Here is a 21,538-nt window from a genome sequence, read left to right as displayed (position 1 = left end):
TCACCTCAGTGCGCTGCGCACAGGCGTCGGGTCCGGTTCCCAGGTGTGGTTCCGGTCAATATGCGCCAGCGCCCAGGCGAACATCTTCTGCATCTCGCGCAGGTCCCGCGCCGCGACCGCTTCCTCCAGCAATTCATTGATGCGCATCTTGGCCGGCAGGTGACCCGGGGGACCGAGGCGTTCGAACTCCACGCCCACGCCCTGCTCTATCCAGGCGCCGACCATGCCGGCAAACTGCTCTGATACCAGGAACGGCGACAGGTGCATGACGAGCAGGGTGATCGTGTCGTCCTCGATGGTCTCAGAGCGGATGACAACACCGCTATGGTTTGGGTGCCATTCGGGCCCCAACTCGGCCAGGAAGAACCAGCCGCAGAAAAATCCACGGCACACTCCGGGGCGGGCGGAATAGACCGTGCATCCCTGCCCTTCCGCACAATGCGGGCAAAGCGTATTGGCCGGTTTCTGCAGCTTCTCGGTATGAATGGGTGGAAAGGTGCAGCACGCAGTGCAGCCCGCACAGTCTCTGCCCTTGATCGGCACCAGCGCCATGGACCACTCCTCGTCCGGGTCAGCAGAACCGATCACCGCGCGCTTGTCCAGCGACGCGGGCACGCGATCAGCACCAACTTCCGCGAGTACCGCGCCATTCCTCGGCGAGGCCCTCCGCCACCAATTGCGCGCCGATGGAATGGCCGTCGCGCTCGACCACGCGCAACTTGCGCCCATACCTGTCCTCATCGCGACCAGCATTGACAAGGGTGAACGGCGCAGCGCTCAGAAGCTCTTGCAGCCTCTGGCTGGCGAGGCGCCCCATCCGCGCTTCTTCCAGGCACTGCGGCGAACCGATCTCCGGCGTATTGATGTCGGCGATGCGATACTTGATCCCATCCAGCCAGAACGTATCCCCGTCCACCACGCAGGTGATGCGCACGCCATGCGCACAGCCACCAAAGTTTCTGGAATAGGTCGCAGTCGCGATTGCCGGTCCGTCCGACCGCGCCCCAAGCAGCCATGACGTCAGGCCGCGCACATCGGGGATTGCGCCGATGCCGCCGCCTAAGGCGACGACAACGAGAGCCACCGGCAGAAGCAGGGCGAGGTCAAACAGCCGCACACGTAAGCCGAAGCGGCCATTGCGGCCATAGCCGCTATACCTGCCAAAATTCATGCTGGTCCCCCGATCGGGCCACCAACATGATCACGACTTGTTAACCGGCGCTGAATCGACCGGTGCGGGTTTGCATCTGCAAATGCGCTCCCCTATATTGGGGTTGCCCGCAAGGGCTATGGCGATAAACAGTCATTGTAATAAACCCATCGGACCCGGGGGCAGTACCCGGCGTCTCCACCATCTCCCCTTCCGGGGGAGCCAATGGGGACGAAACAGGATCGACGAGGGCGTAAAGAGTGTGCTTTCGCTCGGCATTGTACCGCCGTTATCGGGCTAAAACTTATAGTTGCCAATGACAACCATAAGGCTCCGGTCGCTCTCGCCGCGTAAGCGGTGCTAGCACTGGGAATTGAAGTCCTCCGCTCCTAGCCGGGCGGCAGGCGGGGTTCGCAGGCACCTGGCAACAGAAGCCTGCACTCAATTCTCGCTTGCCTGCAGTTCCAGCCCCCTTTGTTCTTGAATTTGTTCGGAACGTAGGGCTGATATGGGCCGTTCGGGAATCGATCCGACATCACGAGGAGACAGGGGCACCATGGCCGAAGACCACATGCGATACGACATTCTCGCCCAGGAAGCCCTGCGCGGCGTCGTGCGCAAGGTTTTGGCCGAAGTGTCGCGGACCGGCCTGCCCGGCGACCACCATTTCTTCATTTCCTTTGCCACCCGCGCCCCGGGCACTCGCATCAGCGAAGAACTGCTCAAGCAGTACGACAAGGAAATGACCATCGTGCTGCAGAACCAATATTGGGATCTTAAGGTCACCGAAGCCGCCTTTGAAGTCGGGCTCAGCTTCAACGGCCAGCCCGAAATGCTCCATATCCCTTTCACGGCCATCAAAAGCTTCTTTGATCCCTCCGTGCAGTTTGCCCTGCAATTCGATCCTGCCGCTGCACCGGACGAACGCGAAGCCGAAGAAGATGACGCCGACGCCGCGACTGAGGCTGCTTCCGAGGGCTCTGGTGGTGAGGCCAGCGGCGAAAAGGTGGTCAGCCTCGACGCCTTCCGCAAGAAACCCTGATCGACAGGCATGGCGTGGAAAAGCGGTCCTTCTCCATTGCCGGCCACCGCACCTCGATCGCGCTCGAGCCGGAATTCTGGCAGGGGCTTGAGGCCATTGCCACATCTCGTCAGCTCAGCTTGGCAGGACTGGTCCGGGAAATAGACGAGGGCCGTAAGACGACAAATCTGTCATCTGCGGTCCGGCTCGCTGTGCTGGCCTGGTACCGGGATCGACCCGCTACTGGCCAGGAATGAGCTGAATGGGCGCGTTGAGACTGTTGCCGATCGGCTGATTGACCCCCGGCTGGAAGCCAAGATTGAGCGGACCGCTCGCTGGCAAATCGGCATCAGCCTCCGGATCGATCACATCGTCCTGTTCGTCGAGCAACTGCTCTTCCTCCAGGCGCCGCGCCTCTTCCTCCGCCGCCAGCCGGGCCGCCTCCTCGGCCGCGCGCTGGCGCTGAGCCTCGATCAACCGGTTGCGCTCCTCTGCGGCGGCGCGCTGGCGAGCTTCATCCTCTAGCCGGAGAGTTTCCAGCCGCTCCACTTCCAGCTCATTGGCGCGTACCTGAATGGCCGCGACCATTTCGCTGAGATCGATCGTGATTTGGGGCGACAACAGCGTGCCGGCAATCCGCGCGATGATGCGTGCGGTGTCCGCTTCGACCAACCCGCCCGGATCAACATAGTCCAGCGGTGTCAGTACGAAAGTGCCGTCCAGCCCCAGCGTATTGAGTACCAGATTGAGGCTTCCCGCCAGGCGCCCGCCAACGCCCTTGATGATCAGATTGGCAAGGCGTACCGTTCCCCCTGCTATGGTGAACGCGCCACGCGCCTCGTCAGCCGTGAAGTCCCCTTGCGAGAGCGCCAGGCCGATCAGTGTTTCGAGGGCGTCGGCCTCGGTGTTCAGCACATCTTCGAAGCCGGCGATAGCCGGAAAGACCCCCGGCCAAAGTCCTTGCGCGACAAAGTCGGTCACCGCGAAATTGCCTTCGCCGGTCATGCTGCGCACGGTTTCGCCCAGGCTTGACCCAGTACCCTCGAACTGGAGGCCAGCGAACAAGACGCCGGATAGTCTCCGGGAGACTTCATCGGGCGCAATGCTTTCCAGCTCGACACCATCAATGGTGACCTGACCTGACAGAGTCCGCGCTGCGAGCGATCCGGCACAGCACTGTTCTAGCGAGAGCCGCAACGTGCCGCCACCAACTTCGCCAATCATCCGGGCGATGGCGACCGATTCCGGGCTCCAGCTGTAACTGAACCTGGTCTCGCCCAGGAGCGTCCGGCCTTCATGGGCCAGGCTGCCAGACGAAACGGCAATCTCGCCACGCGACGGCCTGGGCTGATCATTGGCTGCCAGCGGCCCTTCAGGCCACACGCCCGCACCACTTCCAATAAGCGCATCGGTGCCGAGCAGCGCAGCAGCCAGACCGCGAAGCTCCATTGTGTCCGTCGACAGCTGTCCACTGAAACTGGGCAATTGCCCGAGCCTTTGCATCTGAAGGTAACCGTCAAAGCCATCCGCCCCCACAGTGCCAGCCACGTTTTCCAGAGTGAGGTTTCTGACCCCCTCGAAAGTGAGTGCTCCGGTCGCCTCGATCCCCGGCAGGCTGGCCCCGCGGGCTCCGATCAAGGCCGCCAGGCCACTGGCGTCGTCGAGGATTACCTCCAATGTACCCGACCCGCTCACTTCGCCGCTTTGCGCCACCTTGATCCGGCCGGAATAGCTCATGGACTGACCACCCTGGCTCAACCCCATTCGACCATCAAAACCGTCGGGCCCACTGCCTTCGAAGAACAGACTGGCAAGCAGGCTGTCATTGGCAGCAAAGATCGGCGTCTCGATCAGACCGAACCGCGCCAGGGTCGCGTCGCCATCCTCTGCTTCAAGCGACGCCACCAGGCGCAGCTCCTCCCGCGACAATGCCGGCAGTCCACCGGCCATCTCCGCTCGCAAATCCAACGCCGCGCCTGCCAGCTGTCCGCCCAGGGTCAAGACCTGTCCGGGCCCCTGCTCCGCATCCACAAGCAAGAATTGCAGATCGGCTGGCCAGGTATCGGCGAGCGCTTCCTGCCAGCCGAACGGAACCCCCGCCATGTCGTAAAGGGCGGCCAGCCCCGCTGAATCCGTAGCGCCAATGCCCAATTGCCCCGAACCGGTCACCTGCGGATCGCTGAGATTGCCGGAAAACTGCAACGCGGCGCTCAGGGACACCCCGTCCCAATCACCTGTGGAAAGGCGTGAGAACTGCACCGTTTCAGGCGTCCATTGCGCTTCAGCAACCAACGCATCGGCCGCCAGTCCGAGTACATCCACGCTGTCGGCCGAGACCGAAAGGCTGCCATCGGGAAAACTGATGCCGAAACTGGGCTCGCCCGTCACGTCAGGCAGCAATGCCAGCAAAGCCGCAGTCTCACCGGCATCCAGATCACCCAGCTCCAGCACGGCATCAAGTCGCGGCTCAGCGCCGAACCCCAGGCGGATCTCGAGCCCATGTGCTTCGCCGTCCAACGCCAGTCGCCCATGGCTCAAACCGAAGGCGTCACCGGCCAGCATCAGGCGCCCCTCGATGCCTCCCGGCGTGTTGAACAATGGACTGTCTTCGCTGGGTCGCTTCCACAGCTGCGACAGCGCTTCCAGGCGTGCGGCCTGGACGCTGACATCCCCCTGAAAGCCCAATACGCCATCATCATTGGTTGCGACGCCTGAAAGCCGCATTTCGGTTTCCCCGGGCAGGCGCCCGACGGCCTGCTCGATCGTCCAGTTCGCCCCATCACTGGTCGCGTCCACCCGCAATTCGCGCAAGGCGAAACCCCTCAGGCCCACTTCCGCCAGATCCACGCCCAGCCGCCCAGGCATGGGTGGGATGGGCGGCGCCGGCAGCTCGGACAGGAGCCGCACGAACTCATATGGCAATTCGTTCGCCACCTCGGTGGCGTCGCGCGGTGGCAGCGAAAACACGCCACCTGAAACCACGGCATCAAAGCTGCGCCGATCGCCCAGTTGAATACTGGCCGCTCCGGTCAGGCGCATGCCGGCCCGGTTTTCATCCGGATGCAGGGTATAACCGGAGAGCACCACGCGGTCGGTGGACGCCGTCACCGCGCTTTCCAGCAGCAGGTCGCCGCGAATATCGTCGGCCCGCTCGGCCTCAGGTGGCGCCTGCCGATAGGCCATCGTTCCCTCAAAGCGCGGCGCCATGCCGGTCGTGAGAACACCATCGAGAGCTACCGAAAAGTCCCCCAGCGTTTCGCCGACGAAACTCGACACCCGGGCATTTCCATCTGTATCCGCCGTGCCTGAATTGAACCGCACATCGTACCGGGTATCGCCGTAGTCTGCCCGGCCCTGAAACTGGAACGGGCCGGCAAAGCTCGAAAGCCGCAGATCCCCATCGATCCGCTCGGCCACAAATGTTTCGGCCGAGCGCAAGTCTTCCAGACGGATGCTGCCATTGGTGATGCGCGCATGCCCCAGCGCCACACCATTGCCGGCGCCGCTCAGTTCGACGCCGCTGCCGAACAGGCCGTTCTCATCCACCGTCAGGTAGACGACAGGCGCTTCCAGGGTGAGCGCGGTGACATTGTAGATGTCCCTGAGAAAATCCATCAGGACGAATTCGGCCTCGACCGCGCCAACCGTGGCTGCGGGTGCTTCGGAATCGCCCACCACGACATCGGAAAAGGCCAGGCGCGGGCTGGGTAAGAGCGAAAAGGCAATATCGCCGCGGATCGATACGTCGGCCCCCAGCACGCCGCTCGCCAGCACCTCCATGCGGTCGCGATAATCGCCCCACTGGATGAAGCGCGGCAGAATGAAGGCGCCGGCCAGCACCACGATGGCGAAGATGCCGACCACGATATAGATGCGATTGAGCACTGTGCCTGTTCTGCCCCGGCTGAAACAGGCGTGAGTGTAGGCACTTGCCGCGCACAAGCAAGTCGCCTGACCCCTTTTTGAGCATACGAAAACGGCCGGGCATTTGCCCGGCCGTCCGCAAGGTCAAGGGACTTCAAAGCGTGCCATCGGCAAATTCGCTCCGGCGGAGCGAATTTAGTGAGAAGGCCATGAGAGCTATGCTCGAGTGGCTAGACCTTAAAGAGAACCGATGGACCAGAACATGGTTTCACCCGAACTGTCGTCGACCCCGTCATTATCGGTCACCACAAAGCCCTCACCGCTGGCGTCGATGGCAAAGCCTTCGACCTTGTCCAGCACATAGCCGCCGGTCGACGTCAGGTCGGGGATGAAATCGCGCACCAAAGTCTTGGTCACGGTCGGCAATTCGCCGCCCAGTTCGCCCGGCACCAGTTCGCTGACCGGCACGCTGTAGAGCGCCTTGAGCTGGGCCTTCTCGCCAATCTGGTTATCACGTTCCACGACATAGACGAGGTCGCCATGGGCGGTGATTTCGGAAAGGCCGACCCAGGCACCTTCGGCCGGGGCTTCGAGCGGATAGTTGACCGCACCCCATTCGCCGCTGGCGATATTGTAGGAGACCAGCTTCACGGTGCCCTTGGCGTCGTTCTTCCATTCGCGCTGGATGGCGATCCAGAGCGTGGCGTCGTCACCTTCACCGATCATGGTGATGCCTTCCGAACCAAAGCGGATTTCCTCGGCCAGCAGTTCGGCCGGGAATGGCACTTCTTTGGCAATCTCGCCGTCCGCATCAACGCGGTAAAGTGCATGCGGGATCAGCCGGTCGGTGCGGCCTTCCGAAGCTAGCCAGAAGCCGCCTTCACCGTCCAGCGCAATGCCTTCCAGGTCCAGCTTCTGGGCTGGGTGGCCATTGCGGGTCACCACGGTCTTGGCGGTGATGCGGGCGGGATGGGCAGTGGCATCGATGGTGTAGATCGAGGGCTGATTGCCCAGGAAGCTGTCGGACACACCATAAAGCATGCCCGGCACGTCCGCGTCAGCGACCAGGCCCGACAGGGCAACCCAGCCCAGCGGACGGCCATTGGCATCGAGATCCGAAATGATATGCGGATAAACGGGCGCTTCGCCCTCGGCCAGTTCGAAGATCATCACATGGCTGCGGGCCAGGCCATCAGCACCCAGATCGGTCTCATTGGCCGTGATCAGCAGGTTGCGTTCCGGGATCGCCACGGCGCCTTCCGGGCCAACGCCCGACGGAATGGCCTGGACGAATTCCGGCTCGGCGCCGGTGTCCTTGTAGATGGCGACCAGCGAAGCGCGTTCGAGGCCGATCAGCAGATAGGTGTCGTCACCGAACTTGGCGACATCCACGCCTTCCGGCTCCACGCCCTTGGCGTCGGAACGCTTGTCCGGATAGTGCCCAAGCTGGGCCGCCAGGTGGTCGAGCGAGGCGCCGCTGTCGAACAGCATGTCGCCGGCCTTGTTGAAGATCGAGAAGCTGCGCGAGCCACCATTATAGTCGCCTTCATTGGCGACCACGAAGCGCTCATCGTCGATCCACTTGACCGCATCGGGCTCGCGCAGGCGTTCGGCCTGCATGTCCGTGAAGTCGAGCGAGCCATTGTCTTGGGCGTCGATGTTTTCGAGGTTCACCGAACCAGCCGAGAAATTGGCGGTCACTTCACCCGAATTGCCATCAACGATCACGAAGTGGTTGTTTTCCTGGAGGGAAACGACAACCTCATTGAGGCCGTTGATCGACACATATTCCGGTTCCGGATCATCTCCGGCCACGTCTGCCAGGCCGGTCAGGTCGACAATCTTGAGCGTGTCGCAGGCAACAGCGCCATCCACGACATTGACCAGCGCCAGCGCACCGGCCGGCATCTGCGGGATTTCGCCGTCATTGAAATCTTCGTCGCGCTCATTCTCGATGGCAACGGCGATCAGCGAACCGTCTCCATTGCGGGCCACGGAGTCGGGCTGGCCGCCCAGATCGCACGAGGCTTCAACGGCCTGAGTGGCGAGATCAATGGTCGAGAGATTGCCCGAGGGTTCGGTATAGCTCTCGGAGGTGTTGACGCCGACAAACACCTTGCCACCATCGACCACCACAGTGGTCGGCTCGCCATCCAGCGCCACGAAACCGGCGGCCTTCGGCATTTTCGGGTCGGTGATGTCGATGAAGCCGACGCCACCTGCCGGGCTGTCGGAATAGATAAGGGTCATGCCGTCTTCAGAGACGGTGATGATTTCCGACGAGGTTTCGTCGGCTTCGGGCGTGTTGAGCGCCACCGGAAAGCTGGCAATGCGGTTGAAATAATCGGCGGCCTGCACGCCGGCCGTGGAAAGAAGCAGGGCTGCGCTCAGGGCAGCGAGACGCTTTTGGGCAATCATGATGCGGGTCCCCCAGAATGATGCGGACCCCGCTTAGGCGCGGTGGAAAACAGACCGATGACGCTAGCATGACGATGCCGTGACAGGCCGGACTTCTATACAGACCCGGCCGTCCTCCCTATATTGGCGGGCAAGAACAAAATGAGATTCGTCAAGGCTGGCTGCGCATCTGCCCCGGAAAGCGCGGACCTCGGAAAAAGAAGCGCGCATGCCCGACACCGCACCCCTGCCCCGCCCCCAGGGCGGCCCGATCACCAGTCAGCTCCGGCAGAATGCAGGGCCGGACTATCTGTCCGGGCTTAATCCGGAGCAGCGCGACGCCGTGCTTTCAACCGAAGGACCATTGCTGGTTCTAGCGGGTGCTGGCACCGGCAAGACACGGGTGCTGACCACGCGCATCGCGCATATCCTGCGCGAGAAGAAGGCCTGGCCGTCAGAAATTCTGTCGGTGACCTTCACCAACAAGGCCGCCCGCGAGATGAAGGACCGCATTGCCTATCTCGTCGGCAACGCGCTTGAGGGCATGCCTTGGCTCGGCACCTTTCACTCTATCTCGGCGCGCATCCTGCGGCGCCATGCCGAACTGGTGGACCTCAAGCCACAATTCACCATTCTCGATACCGACGACCAGATCCGCCTGATCAAGCAATTGCTGGCGGCTGAAGACATCGATGAGAAGCGCTGGCCCGCCCGCCAGTTCGCCGGCATGCTCGACGCCTGGAAGAACCGCGGCCTGCTGCCCAAGGACGTGCCCGCGTCGGACAGCGGCTATTTCGCCAACGGCAAGGGTGGCAAGCTCTATTACGATTATCAGGCGCGCCTGAAGACTCTCAACGCCGCCGATTTCGGCGACCTGCTGCTCGAATGCATTCGCCTGTTCCGAGAGAACCCGGAAGTGCTGGCGGAATATCATCGCCGCTTCAAATACATCCTCGTCGACGAATATCAGGACAGCAACACCGCCCAATATCTCTGGCTGCGTCTGCTGGCCCAAGGCAAGCCCGCCTCGGAAGCCAATATCTGCGTGGTGGGCGACGACGATCAATCCATCTATGGCTGGCGCGGCGCCGAGGTGGACAATATCCTGCGCTTCGAGACCGATTTTCCCGGGGCCAAGGTCATCAAGCTCGAGCGCAATTACCGCTCCACCGCCAATATCCTCAAGGCCGCCTCGACCCTGATCGCCTATAATGAAGGGCGCCTGGGCAAGACGCTCTTCACCGACATTGCCGAGGGTGGCGAGCCGATCTCGTTCACGCAGGTCTACGACAGCGAGGAAGAGGCCCGCACCATCGGCGAGGAAATCGAGCAATATCAGCGCCAGGGCGAGGCGCTCAATTCCATGGCCATCCTTGTGCGCGCTTCCTTCCAGATGCGCGAATTCGAAGAACGCTTCATCACGCTCGGGCTCAATTATCGCGTCGTCGGCGGCCCGCGCTTTTACGAACGCAAGGAAATCCGCGACGCGCTGGCCTATCTGCGCCTGGTCGCTCAGCCGGCGGACGATCTCGCCTTCGAGCGCATCGTCAACGTCCCCAAGCGCGGACTGGGCGACACCACCGTCAAGATGCTGATGGAGACCGCGCGGCACATGCAGGTGCCGCTGCTTCAGGCCGTGCGCATGATGGTGGAGACCGAGGATTTGAAGCCCAAGCAGCGCACGACGCTGCGCTCTCTTGTCGGCCAGTTCGATGACTGGGCCTATCGCGCCGAGACCCTGCCGCCCTATCAGCTCGTCGAGCAGATCCTCGAGGAAAGCGGCTATATGGACATGCTGAGCGCCGACAAGTCGGTCGAGAGCCAGGGCCGCAAGGAAAACCTCAAGGAACTCAGCCGCTCCATGGAGGAATTCGAGTCCCTGGGCGGTTTCCTCGAACACATCTCGCTGGTCATGGATCGCGACAGCGCCGATTCCAGCGATGCCGTCACCATCATGACCCTGCACTCTGCCAAGGGGCTCGAATTCGACACCGTCTTCCTGCCCGGCTGGGAAGACGGCACCTTCCCCAGCCAGCGCTCGATGGACGAGTCTGGCCGCGCGGGGCTCGAGGAAGAGCGGCGCCTGGGCTATGTCGGCATTACCCGCGGCCGCAAGCGCGTGCGCATCTCGGCCGCGCAGAACCGGCGCATCCACGGGCTCTGGCAATCGGCCATTCCCTCCCGCTTTATCGACGAACTACCGCCCGACGCGGTGGAAGTCACCGATCGTGGCTCGGCCTATGGCGGCTATGGCTATGGCGGCGGTGCCTCCAGCCGCTTCAACAAGGCCGACCCCTTCGAAAGCGTCTATGAAACCCCCGGCTGGCAGCGCGCCCGCGCCAACCAGGCCAGCCGCAAGGGCGGTGGTCCACTGACCATCGAGGGCGACCTCGTCGCCCGCTCCGTCGACCTCGGCGGCCAGTCGAGCGGCTATGCTCTGGGGGAACGCGTGTTCCACCTCAAATTCGGCTATGGCGAAGTCATCCAGATCGAAGGCAACAAGCTGACCATCGACTTCGAAAAGGCCGGGACCAAGAAGGTGCTGGAAAGCTTTATCAAGAAGGGGTGAGATGACCTGGATAGTCGGAGGGGTCACTCCGGTCGGCCAAGCGTTCATCATTGGCGATACACGAGTGACATTCGGCGATAAGCGCGAGGCCGATTTGGTTCGCAAAGTGCACTGGGTTGGACGGGACATGGTCGCCGGCTTTTCCGGATCTGTGCGAATTGGGTTTCATCTTTTGACAGATTTGGCGATGAAACTTCGGTCGGACAACCAGCCCGAAGTCATCTGGAAACCCGAAGCAGTGGCCAAGCGCTGGTCACGCGACGCTGCACAGATTTTTTCTGGTTTTGATGAGAGAGAACGCGCTGCTCGCTGTTCGATCCTAATCGCCGCCGTGGCTCCCCGAAACAACGGCCCATTTCCGTTCACGACCCTAATCAGAATGAGCTCGCCGACATTCAAACCGCGCATTCTGCCTCGGTTCGGTTCGATGCAGATTGGAAGTGGCCAACAACATGAAATCTATCGAAGCTGGGCGGAGCAATACTTCAACACTCCAAATTTTATTGTTAATTTCTCCAATTGGGGAGGATCAATAGCGTCAGTTCTTGCCCAGTCATTGAGCGATCAAGTCAAGGAAAATCCGGTGCCGGGCGTCAGTCCGTTTATGCACGTGGTGGCATGTGGTAGGGGCACCCGGACTGAGGCACGCGTTCCCGCGCTGACATTTGAGGATGACCCTTCTGCCGTGGCTTTCCCCGAGGTTGCAGGGGGGTATGCCAAATTCCAAGTCTTGGCGCAGGACTTGGGTTTCGAGGCGTCTGCAGCGCAAGCATAACGCTTGCTTCTCGCGAACGATGGCGTGAGACATTGGCTGCTTCGTCGAACGCCTGCCCTTTCACAGTCAGCTGAACCGGCCTATTTGTGTTCTTCGCATAGGAGCCAAACCCATGATCATCTCCACCACCCCCAATCTCGAAGGCCGCCCCATCCGGGACTATCTCGGCATTGCCACCGGCGAGGTGATCGTGGGCGCCAATATCTTTAAGGACCTGTTCGCCGGCATCCGCGACATCGTCGGCGGTCGCGCCGGCGCCTATGAGGGTGCCCTGCGCGACGCCCGCCACGAGGCCTTCCGCGAACTGGAAGAAGAGGCCCGCCGCATGGGCGCCGATGCCGTGGTCGGCGTCGATATCGACTATGAAGTGGTCGGTCAGGGTGGCTCGATGCTGATGGTCTCGGTTTCGGGCACTGCGGTGAAGCTCTAGAAGCCTGACCAGAAAACCGCCCCACCCTCGGGCCTGACCCGAGGGCCATTGTCGGCCCGGCCCGCGTTGCGACCGGTCCTCGGATCAAGTTCGGGGACGGCTTTATGCCCCGGGGAGCCATTTGCCCCGAACGCCTAAACTCCGATCCCACCCTTTGGCTCGGTTTCAAAGCGCTCCGCAAAACCCGCGATCATCGGCTTTGCCTTGGCAATCGTCGCCTGCACATGCGGCAGGTGCAGCGAGGCCTGGTGCTGCTCCCGGCTATCCCAGACTTCGCTGATCCAGATGCCATCGCCGCTGCCCGGATCGCACGCGATCACATAGGAGCGGCAACCCGGCATGGCCGCGTTCCCCTCCAGCAACACCGCCAGTAATTCCTCGCGCCGCCCCTCCACGGCCAACATCCGCCCGATCAGTCCATACATTCTGCGCCCCTCAGTTCGGAACAAATGATGAACGTCATAGGCAAACCCGTCAAGCCCCATCCTTGACTTCAGCCCTGCCCCTGACGCAAGGAAAGCCACCCTATCAGCGCAAGGCTTTTTCCATGTCCGTCGATCAGCTTTCCGTCTCCCTGACCAAGGAGCAGGCCTATGCTTTGGTCGATGCCGTCTCCGAGCGCGACGACCTGGCCCTGACCGCCTCGGCGCACGAGAACGAGAACACTGGTGAGTGGATCTTTGAAGCCACCTGCGACAGCCCGCCGGACATTGCCGCCTTCTCCGCGCTCGCACGTGAGATACTGGGCGGCGATGTCATCTTCTCGGTCGAGCCGATCGATCCGGAGGTCAATTGGGTCGCCAAGTCGCTCGAAGGCCTGGCCCCGGTCATCGCCGGCGGCTTCTACGTCTATGGCAGTCACGAGACCGGCCCCATCCCCGATGGCCTGACGCCGATGAAGATCGACGCCGCCCAGGCCTTCGGCACGGGCCACCACGAAACCACCACGGGGTGTCTGGAAGCCATCGAAGCCCTGCTGGTAGACCGCACGCCCACCCGCATGATCGACATCGGCACCGGCACGGGCGTTCTCGCCATCGCGCTGGCCAAGCGCCTCGAAGCGGTGATCCTGGCCACCGATATCGACCCGATTGCGGTCAGCACCACTGTCGACAACGCTGTCGAGAATGGTGTTGGCGACCAGATCAACGCCATCGAAGCCACCGGCCTCGACCACGAGGAGATCACTGCCCGCGCGCCCTATGATCTGGTGGTGGCCAATATCCTCGCCGGTCCGCTGGTCGAGCTGGCGCCGGGCGTCGGCCAGATCACCCAGCCGGGCGGCACGGCCATCCTCTCAGGCATTCTCAACACCCAGGCCGATGGCGTCATCGCCGCCTACAAAGCGGCCGACTTTGCACTCAAGGATCATTTGAAGCGCAAGGACTGGACCACGCTGGTGCTGGAGAAGAACTGATCCTTCTCCCCATTGGGGGGAGAAATCGCGGCAACGTCGAGCGTGCCCCAAAAACAAAAATCCCCGAAGCAGGCTCCGGGGACTCGGCATTGATCGTCAGCTATTTGGAATCAGCAGCCTTACGGGCGCTTGGTTACCGCGCCGATCAACTGGTGCTGCATGCGATAGCTGACCTGGCGGGAGGCTTCGCGACCACGAGCGTCGATAAGACCACCCAATGCGTTGCGGAAACCGTTCTTGCTCTCAGTCATTTCGTCACTCCATGCGACGGGCGATCTGTTGCCGCCCGACATCGTCCAGATAGGCTGTTCGCACCGCCCTGATAAGGGCTCTGCCGGCAAGTCAGCCATGCCGAATTCGCAAGGCAGGCTTAACGGCCGTTTACCTTGCGGCCCAGGTCGTGCTCACGCTCGAAACGGGCGATGAAACGCTCGGCCTGGCGGGTACGGCCTTCGACGATGGCGTTGACGGCACGCTGGAAGAGATTGTTCTGCTTGCTCATTTCATGGGCTCCTGTTCTCTTGCCCACAAGATAGGCTTTGCCCACCGCAAAACCAGAGACAAGACATCAGGACAGCCATGCCAAGGATGCATTCCTCCTTGGGCCGTCACTAGGACCAATAATGACCAATCAATCATTCGAACCCGCTGTATTTCAAAGCTTTGAAGAAAAATCCGACCCTTCTCAGGTGGCTCCCCGCATCGCTGCGCTGAGAGCAGCCATGCAAAAAGCGGGCATCGACGTCGTGCTCATTCCCCGCGCCGACGCCCATCGGGGCGAGTCGGTTCCAGCCAGCGAGGCACGCCTGGCCTATGTTACCGGCTTCACCGGCTCCGCTGGCATGGCCGTCATCGGCCCGAAGAAAGCCGCTCTTTTTGTCGACAGCCGTTATACGCTGCAGGCGCCCGCCCAGACCGACACCAGCAAGGTGACGGTGCATGAGGTGACCCAGGGCGGTGTCAGCCCCGAGATCAAGTCCTATGTGCCCAAGGGCGGCCGGCTGGCCTATGACCCTTGGCTGCATACCCCCGGCGAAGTGCGCGACATCAGCGAGAAGCTGGCCGGTCACGCCGAGGTTGTTCCGCATGCCAATCTGGTCGATGCCATCTGGATCGACCGCCCGGCACCACCCGTCAGCCCCATCGAGTTTCTCGGCCACAACCGCGCCGGCAAGACGGCGAGCGACAAGATCGCCTATCTGCGGCAGGTGCTCGCCGCCGAAAAGGCCGACGCTGTGGCGCTGACCCTGCCCGAATCCATCTGCTGGCTGCTCAATATGCGTGGCCGCGACGTGCCTAACACGCCCTTCGTGCTCGGCTTCGCCATTGTGCCCAAGGCCGGCCTGCCCACGCTCTATCTCGATGCCGCCAAGATCACGCCGGACCTCAGCAAGTCGCTGGAAGGCGTGGCGCGAATTGCCAAGGCAAGCACCTTCGCCAAGGCCCTGGAGAAGCTGGGCAGCGCCGGCAAATCCGTCATCGTCGATCCGCAGACCGCCCCAGCTGCCGTGGCTGAAACCTTGCGCGGCAGCGGCGCGAAGGTGATCGAAAAGCGCGACCCGGTGCTGGGCCCCAAATCGCGCAAGAACGAGGCCGAGCTGGCCGGCATGCGCGAAGCCCATAAGCTCGACGGTGTCGCGCTGGCGAAATTCCTCGCCTGGTTCGATGCCGAGGCCCCCAAGGGCGAACTGACCGAAATCGGCATTGTCACCGCACTGGAAAGCTTCCGCCGGGAGGAAGACAGCTGTGTCGATGCCAGCTTCGACACCATCTCGGGCGCTGGTCCGAACGGTGCCATTGTCCACTATCGCGTGACGAAGAAAACCGATCGCCGCCTGCGCGCCGGCGAGCTCATGCTGGTCGACAGCGGCGCGCAATATCTCTCGGGTACCACCGACATCACCCGTACCCTGTCGACCGGCCCCGCCACCGCCGAGCAGAAAGACCGCTACACCCGGGTGCTCAAGGGCATGATCGCCATTTCATTGGCACGCTTTCCCGCGGGCACCAGTGGCGCCCAGATCGACGTTCTGGCCCGCCAGTTCCTCTGGCAGGCCGGGGTCACCTACAATCATGGCACGGGCCACGGCGTCGGCGCCTTTCTCGGTGTCCATGAAGGGCCGGTGGGCATTTCCTCGCGCTATACCACGCCGCTTGAGGCGGGCAATATCCTCTCCAATGAACCCGGCTACTACAAGGCCGGCGAATACGGCATCCGCATCGAAAACCTGATCACGGTGCGCGACGCCAGCGACCATCCGGGTTTTCTCGAGTTTGAAACCCTGACCCTGGCACCCATCGATACCCGCCTGATCGACATGTCTCTCATGACGCCCGCCGAACGCGACTGGCTGAACTCCTATCACGCCCGCGTCTGGTCCGAGATCGGTCCCCTGGTGGGTGGCGCGGCCAAGAGCTGGCTCAAGGACGCGACCGCTCCGATCTGAGCTATCGGCTCAATTGAACCATAGCGCGAAATTGGGCCAATTGTCCCCGAACACCCGATTGCCGGCGGCGAAGCTGTCGGCATCGGCAACTGGGCCCCGGCTCAGGAACGGCAGCGCCCCCTGCCCTGCCAGCAGCATGACAAAGTCGGTTTCCTCAGCTGTCTCGAAAAAGAGCTTGAGATCAAACCCCTGCCGGAACCGCCAATGCGGGATCAGCAATTCGCCGGTGAGAATCTCGTCTACCGTGTCCAGCGTGGCCATCCAGGCATCGACTATCTCTTGCGTCACCGGTTGGTCCGGCACAAGTGACGTCTGGCGCGGCGAAGGCACCAGCTCGCGATTGTCGTCTGTTTCGGCCAGAATGGCCTCCCAGTTCTGGCGGGAGAATGCAGTCACCGACTGCAGGCGCGCCAGCACCCCGGCGAAACGCTCGCGGTCAGTAACGGGAAAGCGGCTGGTGTGCAGGGCCGCGATCAGATCGGCAATGAAGGTATCGGTTTCCGGGTCCATCATCAGCGTGCCGCCGCGGGAATAGTCCTGCATGGGCAATCCCGCCTTGGGGAACAGCCGATGCCCGATGGCTTGGAACAGCTCGGAAAAGTCATGCGCCAGCATGAAATCGAACGGCGCCGCCGCTACCTGCGTATACCCTGCGAACCAGAAGGCGTCGGCCTGGTCGAACCCGATCGTCATGTCGGGCACAAGGCTCTTGTCGCCTTTGGTCTTGGTTTGTGGCGGTGCCATCACGTCGCCGAGCAGACTGCCTAGGGTCTCGCCCTCGCCCACCGTGCCATCGCCATCGATGTCGAGGCGTACGCGCAGCGGATCGATGGAGACAGTGAAATCACCACCTGATCCAGCCGTCTCGAAGGCCCATTTGGCAGCGTCCAGTCGGACAACAAAATCGTTCAGGATGCTCCGCAACTGGTCGTAGTCGAGCGCTTCCGGGTCAGGATTAGCAGGACCCGCCGGCAGATCCGAGTCGATCCCCAAGAGGATGGCAGCGGCCGGCATGCGCGGCGTCACCGCGCCGTGGCGGTAGAGCGCTTGCGACAGTCCTTCGACCGCACCGATCAGATCGATGAGCCCTTGACCGAAGCAAGCATCCATGTGGAACTTGGCGCACTCTTCCTCGTAATAGCCATGATCGGCAGTGCCCGCATAAAGGTGCTGCGCCAATTGCTCGCCAGCCGGACTGGCCAATGCGGCCCCCGGCACCATCATCACGGCCAGAGCCGCACCGATCAATCTGCGCATCGCACCCTCTCGCCTCAATTTACTTGCTGACTCGCTCGAACCATTCGTCCTCGCTGATCACTTCGACGCCCAGTTCCTCAGCCTTCTTCAGCTTCGAACCCGCGCCCGGTCCAGCCACCAATATGTCGGTCGCGCCCGACACAGAACCGGCGACCTTCGCCCCCAGCCGCTCGGCCATGGCCTTGGCCTCCGTCCGGGTCATGCGTTCCAGGCTACCGGTAAACACCACAGTCTTGCCGGCAACCACGCTGTCCGCGGAGATCGTCACGACATAGGGCTGCGGTTTCACCTCGGCCAGCAGGTCGTCCAGCGCCTGCACGTTACGCTCATTGGCAAAAAACGCCATGACAGAGGAGCGCACCGTCTCGCCGATGCCACCGATTTCGGGAAACACCGAATGCCCATCCTCGTGATGCGCCGCAGCAATGGCCGTGTCCCGGAAGTTTTCGATGGTGCCGAACTCCTTGGCCAGCACGGCCGCCGTGGTCTCGCCCACATGGCGGATGCCCAGGGCGTAGATGAACCGATCCAGTTCCGGCTCGCGCCGCGCATCGATGGCATCGAACAGCTTCTTGACCGACACCGGCCCGAAGCCATCGGCATCCTTCAATTTCTTGATGGCCCGCTCGTCGCGCGCCTTGAGGGTGAAGATATCGGCGGGACGGGCAATGCGCCCTTCGGCATAGAACTGGGCAACCTGCTTGTCGCCGAGCCCGTCGATATCGAGCGCATCGCGCGCCACGAAATGCTTGAGGTTCTCCACGGCCTGCGCCGGACAGATCATTTCCCCGGTGCAGCGCCGCACGCTGTCGAGCTTGCCGGTTTTTTCGTTGAGCTCGCGCACCGCCTCCGAGCCACACGCCGGGCAGATATGCGGAAAAACAAAGGGCTGTGCATCCTCGGGCCGCTTGTCGAGCACCACATCCACGATCTGCGGGATGACGTCTCCGGCGCGCTGCACGATCACCGTGTCGCCCACCCGCAGGTCGACACCATTGCGGATCGGCTCGCCATTATTGCCGATGCCCTTGATGTAATCCTCATTGTGCAGCGTCGCGTTCTCGACCACCACGCCACCCACCGTCACCGGCTGCAGGCGCGCCACTGGCGTCAGGGCACCCGTGCGGCCCACCTGAATGTCGATGCCGGTCAGGATTGTCGTCGCCTGTTCGGCCGGGAACTTGTGCGCAATGGCCCAGCGCGGCGCCCGCGCCACAAAGCCCCAACGTTGCTGCAGGTCCAGCCGGTCGAGCTTGTAGACAACGCCGTCGATGTCATAGCCCAGCGTCGCGCGCTGCGCCTCGATCTGGCGGTAGTGCGCCAGCAATTCCTCTGCCGACTGCGTCTTGATCATCAGCGGATTGGTGACAAAGCCCCATTCCTTGAACTTCTGAACCACCTCGGTCTGCGTCTCCGCCGGCGGGGTCGAATTGCCGTCCGCATCCTCGGCTATGCCCCAGGCATAGGCGAAGAAATTGAGATTGCGGCTGGCCGTGATCCTCGGGTCCTTCTGGCGCAGCGAACCGGCGGCAGTGTTGCGCGGATTGACATAATCCTGCCCGCCGTACTTGGCCGAATGCTCCTTCAATCGCCTGAATTCGGCATGAGTCATATAGACCTCGCCGCGGATCTCGATCACCGCCGGCCAACCCGAGCCCTTGAGCCGGTGCGGAATGTCGCCAATGGTCTTGAGGTTCTCGGTAATATCCTCGCCTTCGGTGCCATCGCCGCGTGTCGCTCCGCGCACAAAGACACCATCCTCGTAGCGCAACGAGGCCGACAGGCCGTCGATCTTGGGTTCGGCGGTGAAGGCCAGCGCGAAATCGGGATCGCGCAGAATATCCTGCATGAAGAACTTTCGCGCCCGCGCCACAAAATCGGTGACGTCGTCATCTTCAAAGGCATTGGCGAGGCTGAGCATGGGCACGCCATGGCGCACCTTGGCAAAGCCCTCTGCCGGCGCAGCACCGACCCGGCCCGATGGGCTGTCGATGCGCACCAGTTCGGGAAAGGCCTGTTCGATTGCATCATTCCGCCGCTTCAGGGCGTCATACGCCGCATCCGAAATTTCTGGCCTGTCCTGCTGATGATAGGCAACATCCGCCGCCGCAATCGCCGCAGCCAGCCGCTCCAGTTCGGCGCGGGCCTCGTCTTCGGAAAGGTCGACAACGTCTTTTTGGGGCAATTCGGACATGGGGATACTCGAATATCATCGTGAACCTCATGGTGTGTCTGTCCAACCACGAGGCAGCAACACTGTGGCCGCGACTGCGCCCTTCGACAAGCGCGGGATGAGGTCAATTTGGCTTCGGCCGGGCCGGTCTTATCCCACCGCCCCAAGCAATTTCTTGGCAGCAGCGCGCGCTTCCTTGGTGATTTCGGCCCCGGCCAGCATGCGCGCCACTTCCTCCTGCCGCGCCGCCTTGTCCAATGGCCGAACATGAGTGCGCATGAAGGCGCCCTCCTCCACCATCTGCTTTTCGATCAGCAGGTGCCGATTGGCGCCCGCAGCCACCTGCGGCGCATGGGTAACGGTGAGCACCTGCACATTGCTGGCCAGCCGCGCCAGCCGGCGCCCAATGGCATCGGCCACCGCCCCACCCACGCCGGTGTCGATTTCGTCGAAGATCAGCACCGGCGCCGATCCGCGATCGGCCAGCACCACCTTGAGCGCCAGCAGGAACCGGCTCAATTCGCCGCCCGAGGCCACCTTGAGCAGCGGGCCGGCCGCCGTCCCCGGATTGGTCTGCACGTGGAAGGCGATCTGATCATAACCGGTGGCCGAAACGCGATCGGCATCGACCTGGTGATCGACGATAAACCGGGCCGCCCCAAGCTTGAGGTCCGGCAGTTCTGCCTCCACCGCAGCGCTCAGCGCCTTGGCGGCCTGCTTGCGTCCCGCACTGAGAATGTCAGCAGCCTCCCTGTAACGGGCGCGAGCCGTTGCCTCTTCGGCCTCCAATGCCTTGAGCCGGCTCTCCCCGCTCTGCAGCGTATCCAGATCACCTTCATATTTGGCGAGTATGGCGATCAACCCGTCACAATCGGTCTGGTGCTTGCGCGCTGCGGCCCGCAAGGCGAACAGTCGCTCCTCCACCGCTTCCAACTCGCCCGGATCGAAGGCCATTTCGCGCTTCAGCTCGTCAAGCGCATCGGTGGTGCGGTCGAGCGCAGCCAATGAACCGTCCAGCGCGTCAACAATGGGCTGGAACAGCTCCGCCCCGCCGTCGATCTTGCGCATCAGCCGGCGCATCAGCGAGGCCAACGCGGGGGTCGGCGCGTTCGGCCCGTTGAGAAGCTCGTCGATCTCGACCACATCAGCGGCGGCCTTTTCAGCCTGCTGCAATTGCTGGCGCCGCTCGGCCAGCTCCGCTTCCTCACCGGAAACGGGCTTGAGCTTGCTCAGTTCCTCCACCGTATGGCGGGCATAGTCCTCCGCCGCCAGCGCTTCGGCGACCAGCGCCCGCTGCTCCTCCACCGCCTGCTGCGCCTCTACCAGCGCCGCCCAGCAGTCGCGCACCGCACTGGCCTCGCCCCCAAGCTCGCCAAAGGCGTCGAGCGCCGCCCGGTGCGTCGCCACGTCCACCAGAGCGCGGTCGTCATGCTGCCCGTGGATCTCCACCACCTGGCTGCCCACTTTCTGGAGCAGTGAGGCAGAGACCGGCTGATCATTGATGAAGGCCCGTGTGCGCCCGTCGGCGAACTGCACCCGGCGCAGGATCACGTCTTCATCGTCCGGAATGGCGTTCTCGCGCAGCAGCGCCCGCGCCGGATGGTCGGCCGACAGTTCCAGCACCGCCACCACCTGCCCGCTCTCCTGCCCCTGCCGCACCAGCGAGGCGTCGCCCCGACCGCCCAGGGCCAGGGTCAAGGCGTCGAGCAGGATTGACTTGCCGGCGCCTGTTTCACCGGTGAGCACCGTCATCCCCGCGTCGAGCGCCAGGTCAAGTTGATCGATAAGGACGATATTTCGGACTGACAGCGCGTTGAGCATGCGCATTTGTTCCCGTGGCTGAACACCAATGGCCCGCTTCTACCACCTCTGCCCCCGGAACTCGTGCCGGCCCGGCACCCGTCCACAGCTTAGTCGGCGCAAAACGAAACCGGGACGCATGATAGCGTCCCGGAACAAAATGGCAACATGGATTATTTGCCGGTGCTTAAGCCCGGTGTGCGGCGAGCCAGCTGCCCGAATTGAGCTGCGGGGCGAG

The 21,538-nt window shown here is 62.6% G+C and carries 17 protein-coding genes and 1 other RNA gene; 8 read left to right on the top strand and 10 right to left on the bottom strand.

The genetic code is table 11. From position 1 onward, the window contains the following. Entirely contained in the window at positions 1 to 615 is a 615-nt protein-coding gene (locus QZ564_RS10285; protein WP_297108882.1) for a hypothetical protein, read from the bottom strand. Positions 616 to 619: 4 nt separating this feature from the next. Further along, positions 620 to 1,171 (bottom strand): thermonuclease family protein, encoded by a 552-nt coding sequence (locus QZ564_RS10280; RefSeq protein WP_297108879.1) that lies wholly within the window; start codon positions 1,169 to 1,171, stop codon positions 620 to 622. A gap of 66 nt (positions 1,172 to 1,237) precedes the next feature. On the opposite strand from QZ564_RS10280, the gene ssrA reads away from it, so the two are divergent. The 3 genes from ssrA to QZ564_RS10265 all read left to right on the top strand — a co-directional run bounded on the left by ssrA (position 1,238) and on the right by QZ564_RS10265 (position 2,428). After that, positions 1,238 to 1,592, top strand: a transfer-messenger RNA (tmRNA) gene (gene ssrA, locus QZ564_RS10275). 114 nt (positions 1,593 to 1,706) lie between these two features. Further along, entirely contained in the window at positions 1,707 to 2,192 is a 486-nt protein-coding gene (locus QZ564_RS10270) for an SspB family protein (protein ID WP_297108876.1), read from the top strand. A 14-nt stretch (positions 2,193 to 2,206) separates the two neighbouring features. Further along, positions 2,207 to 2,428: a ribbon-helix-helix domain-containing protein gene (locus QZ564_RS10265; protein ID WP_297108874.1), complete on the top strand. Its 222-nt coding sequence runs from the start codon at positions 2,207 to 2,209 to the stop codon at positions 2,426 to 2,428. Here the strand turns inward: QZ564_RS10265 and QZ564_RS10260 are convergent. Both QZ564_RS10260 and QZ564_RS10255 read right to left on the bottom strand, forming a co-directional pair. After that, positions 2,412 to 6,056 carry an AsmA family protein gene (locus tag QZ564_RS10260; RefSeq protein WP_297108872.1) on the bottom strand — a complete coding sequence of 1,215 codons (3,645 nt, stop codon included), beginning with the start codon at positions 6,054 to 6,056 and terminating at the stop codon, positions 2,412 to 2,414. The genes QZ564_RS10265 and QZ564_RS10260 overlap by 17 nt on opposite strands. A 216-nt stretch (positions 6,057 to 6,272) precedes the next feature. After that, entirely contained in the window at positions 6,273 to 8,453 is a 2,181-nt protein-coding gene (locus QZ564_RS10255; protein ID WP_297108869.1) for an esterase-like activity of phytase family protein, read from the bottom strand. Positions 8,454 to 8,661: 208 nt separating this feature from the next. Here QZ564_RS10255 and QZ564_RS10250 point away from each other — a divergent pair, with 208 nt between their 5' ends. From QZ564_RS10250 to QZ564_RS10240, 3 genes are all read left to right on the top strand, one after another. Continuing rightward, positions 8,662 to 11,001 carry a UvrD-helicase domain-containing protein gene (locus QZ564_RS10250; protein WP_297108867.1) on the top strand — a complete coding sequence of 780 codons (2,340 nt, stop codon included), beginning with the start codon at positions 8,662 to 8,664 and terminating at the stop codon, positions 10,999 to 11,001. Between the two features lies 1 nt (position 11,002). Continuing rightward, positions 11,003 to 11,776 (top strand): hypothetical protein, encoded by a 774-nt coding sequence (locus QZ564_RS10245; protein WP_297108864.1) that lies wholly within the window; start codon positions 11,003 to 11,005, stop codon positions 11,774 to 11,776. A 112-nt stretch (positions 11,777 to 11,888) separates the two neighbouring features. Then, positions 11,889 to 12,206, top strand: coding sequence for a heavy metal-binding domain-containing protein (locus QZ564_RS10240; protein WP_297108861.1), 318 nt, complete (start codon positions 11,889 to 11,891; stop codon positions 12,204 to 12,206). A gap of 134 nt (positions 12,207 to 12,340) precedes the next feature. Here the strand turns inward: QZ564_RS10240 and QZ564_RS10235 are convergent, their stop codons facing one another. Beyond that, complete coding sequence (locus QZ564_RS10235) at positions 12,341 to 12,631, bottom strand: putative quinol monooxygenase (protein ID WP_297108858.1); 291 nt, start codon at positions 12,629 to 12,631, stop codon at positions 12,341 to 12,343. Between the two features lie 122 nt (positions 12,632 to 12,753). Here QZ564_RS10235 and QZ564_RS10230 point away from each other — a divergent pair, with 122 nt between their 5' ends. Continuing rightward, a complete protein-coding gene (locus QZ564_RS10230; protein WP_297108855.1) occupies positions 12,754 to 13,623 on the top strand; it encodes a 50S ribosomal protein L11 methyltransferase in 870 nt (289 codons plus the stop codon). Between the two features lie 119 nt (positions 13,624 to 13,742). Here the strand turns inward: QZ564_RS10230 and QZ564_RS10225 are convergent, their stop codons facing one another. Both QZ564_RS10225 and QZ564_RS10220 read right to left on the bottom strand, forming a co-directional pair. Beyond that, complete coding sequence (locus tag QZ564_RS10225; RefSeq protein ID WP_280114011.1) at positions 13,743 to 13,874, bottom strand: hypothetical protein; 132 nt, start codon at positions 13,872 to 13,874, stop codon at positions 13,743 to 13,745. Positions 13,875 to 13,993: 119 nt separating this feature from the next. After that, entirely contained in the window at positions 13,994 to 14,125 is a 132-nt protein-coding gene (locus QZ564_RS10220; RefSeq protein ID WP_297108852.1) for a hypothetical protein, read from the bottom strand. Between the two features lie 121 nt (positions 14,126 to 14,246). On the opposite strand from QZ564_RS10220, the gene QZ564_RS10215 reads away from it, so the two are divergent. Further along, positions 14,247 to 16,070 (top strand): aminopeptidase P family protein, encoded by a 1,824-nt coding sequence (locus QZ564_RS10215; RefSeq protein ID WP_297108849.1) that lies wholly within the window; start codon positions 14,247 to 14,249, stop codon positions 16,068 to 16,070. Between the two features lie 9 nt (positions 16,071 to 16,079). On the opposite strand, the gene QZ564_RS10210 is transcribed toward QZ564_RS10215, so the two are convergent. The 3 genes from QZ564_RS10210 to recN form a co-directional block, all read right to left on the bottom strand. Continuing rightward, complete coding sequence (locus QZ564_RS10210; protein ID WP_297108846.1) at positions 16,080 to 17,327, bottom strand: hypothetical protein; 1,248 nt, start codon at positions 17,325 to 17,327, stop codon at positions 16,080 to 16,082. 19 nt (positions 17,328 to 17,346) lie between these two features. Then, positions 17,347 to 19,512, bottom strand: coding sequence for an NAD-dependent DNA ligase LigA (gene ligA / locus QZ564_RS10205; RefSeq protein WP_297108963.1), 2,166 nt, complete (start codon positions 19,510 to 19,512; stop codon positions 17,347 to 17,349). Positions 19,513 to 19,650: 138 nt separating this feature from the next. Next, on the bottom strand, positions 19,651 to 21,321 hold the full coding sequence (gene recN / locus QZ564_RS10200; protein WP_297108843.1) for a DNA repair protein RecN: 1,671 nt from the start codon (positions 21,319 to 21,321) through the stop codon (positions 19,651 to 19,653). Positions 21,322 to 21,538: the final 217 nt, after the last annotated feature.

This window comes from uncultured Devosia sp. (assembly GCF_913055165.1).
Taxonomy (GTDB): Bacteria; Pseudomonadota; Alphaproteobacteria; order Rhizobiales; family Devosiaceae; genus Devosia.
The sequence above is the reverse complement of the archived record's forward strand: the minus strand, read 5'-3'. Positions and strand labels throughout refer to the sequence as shown.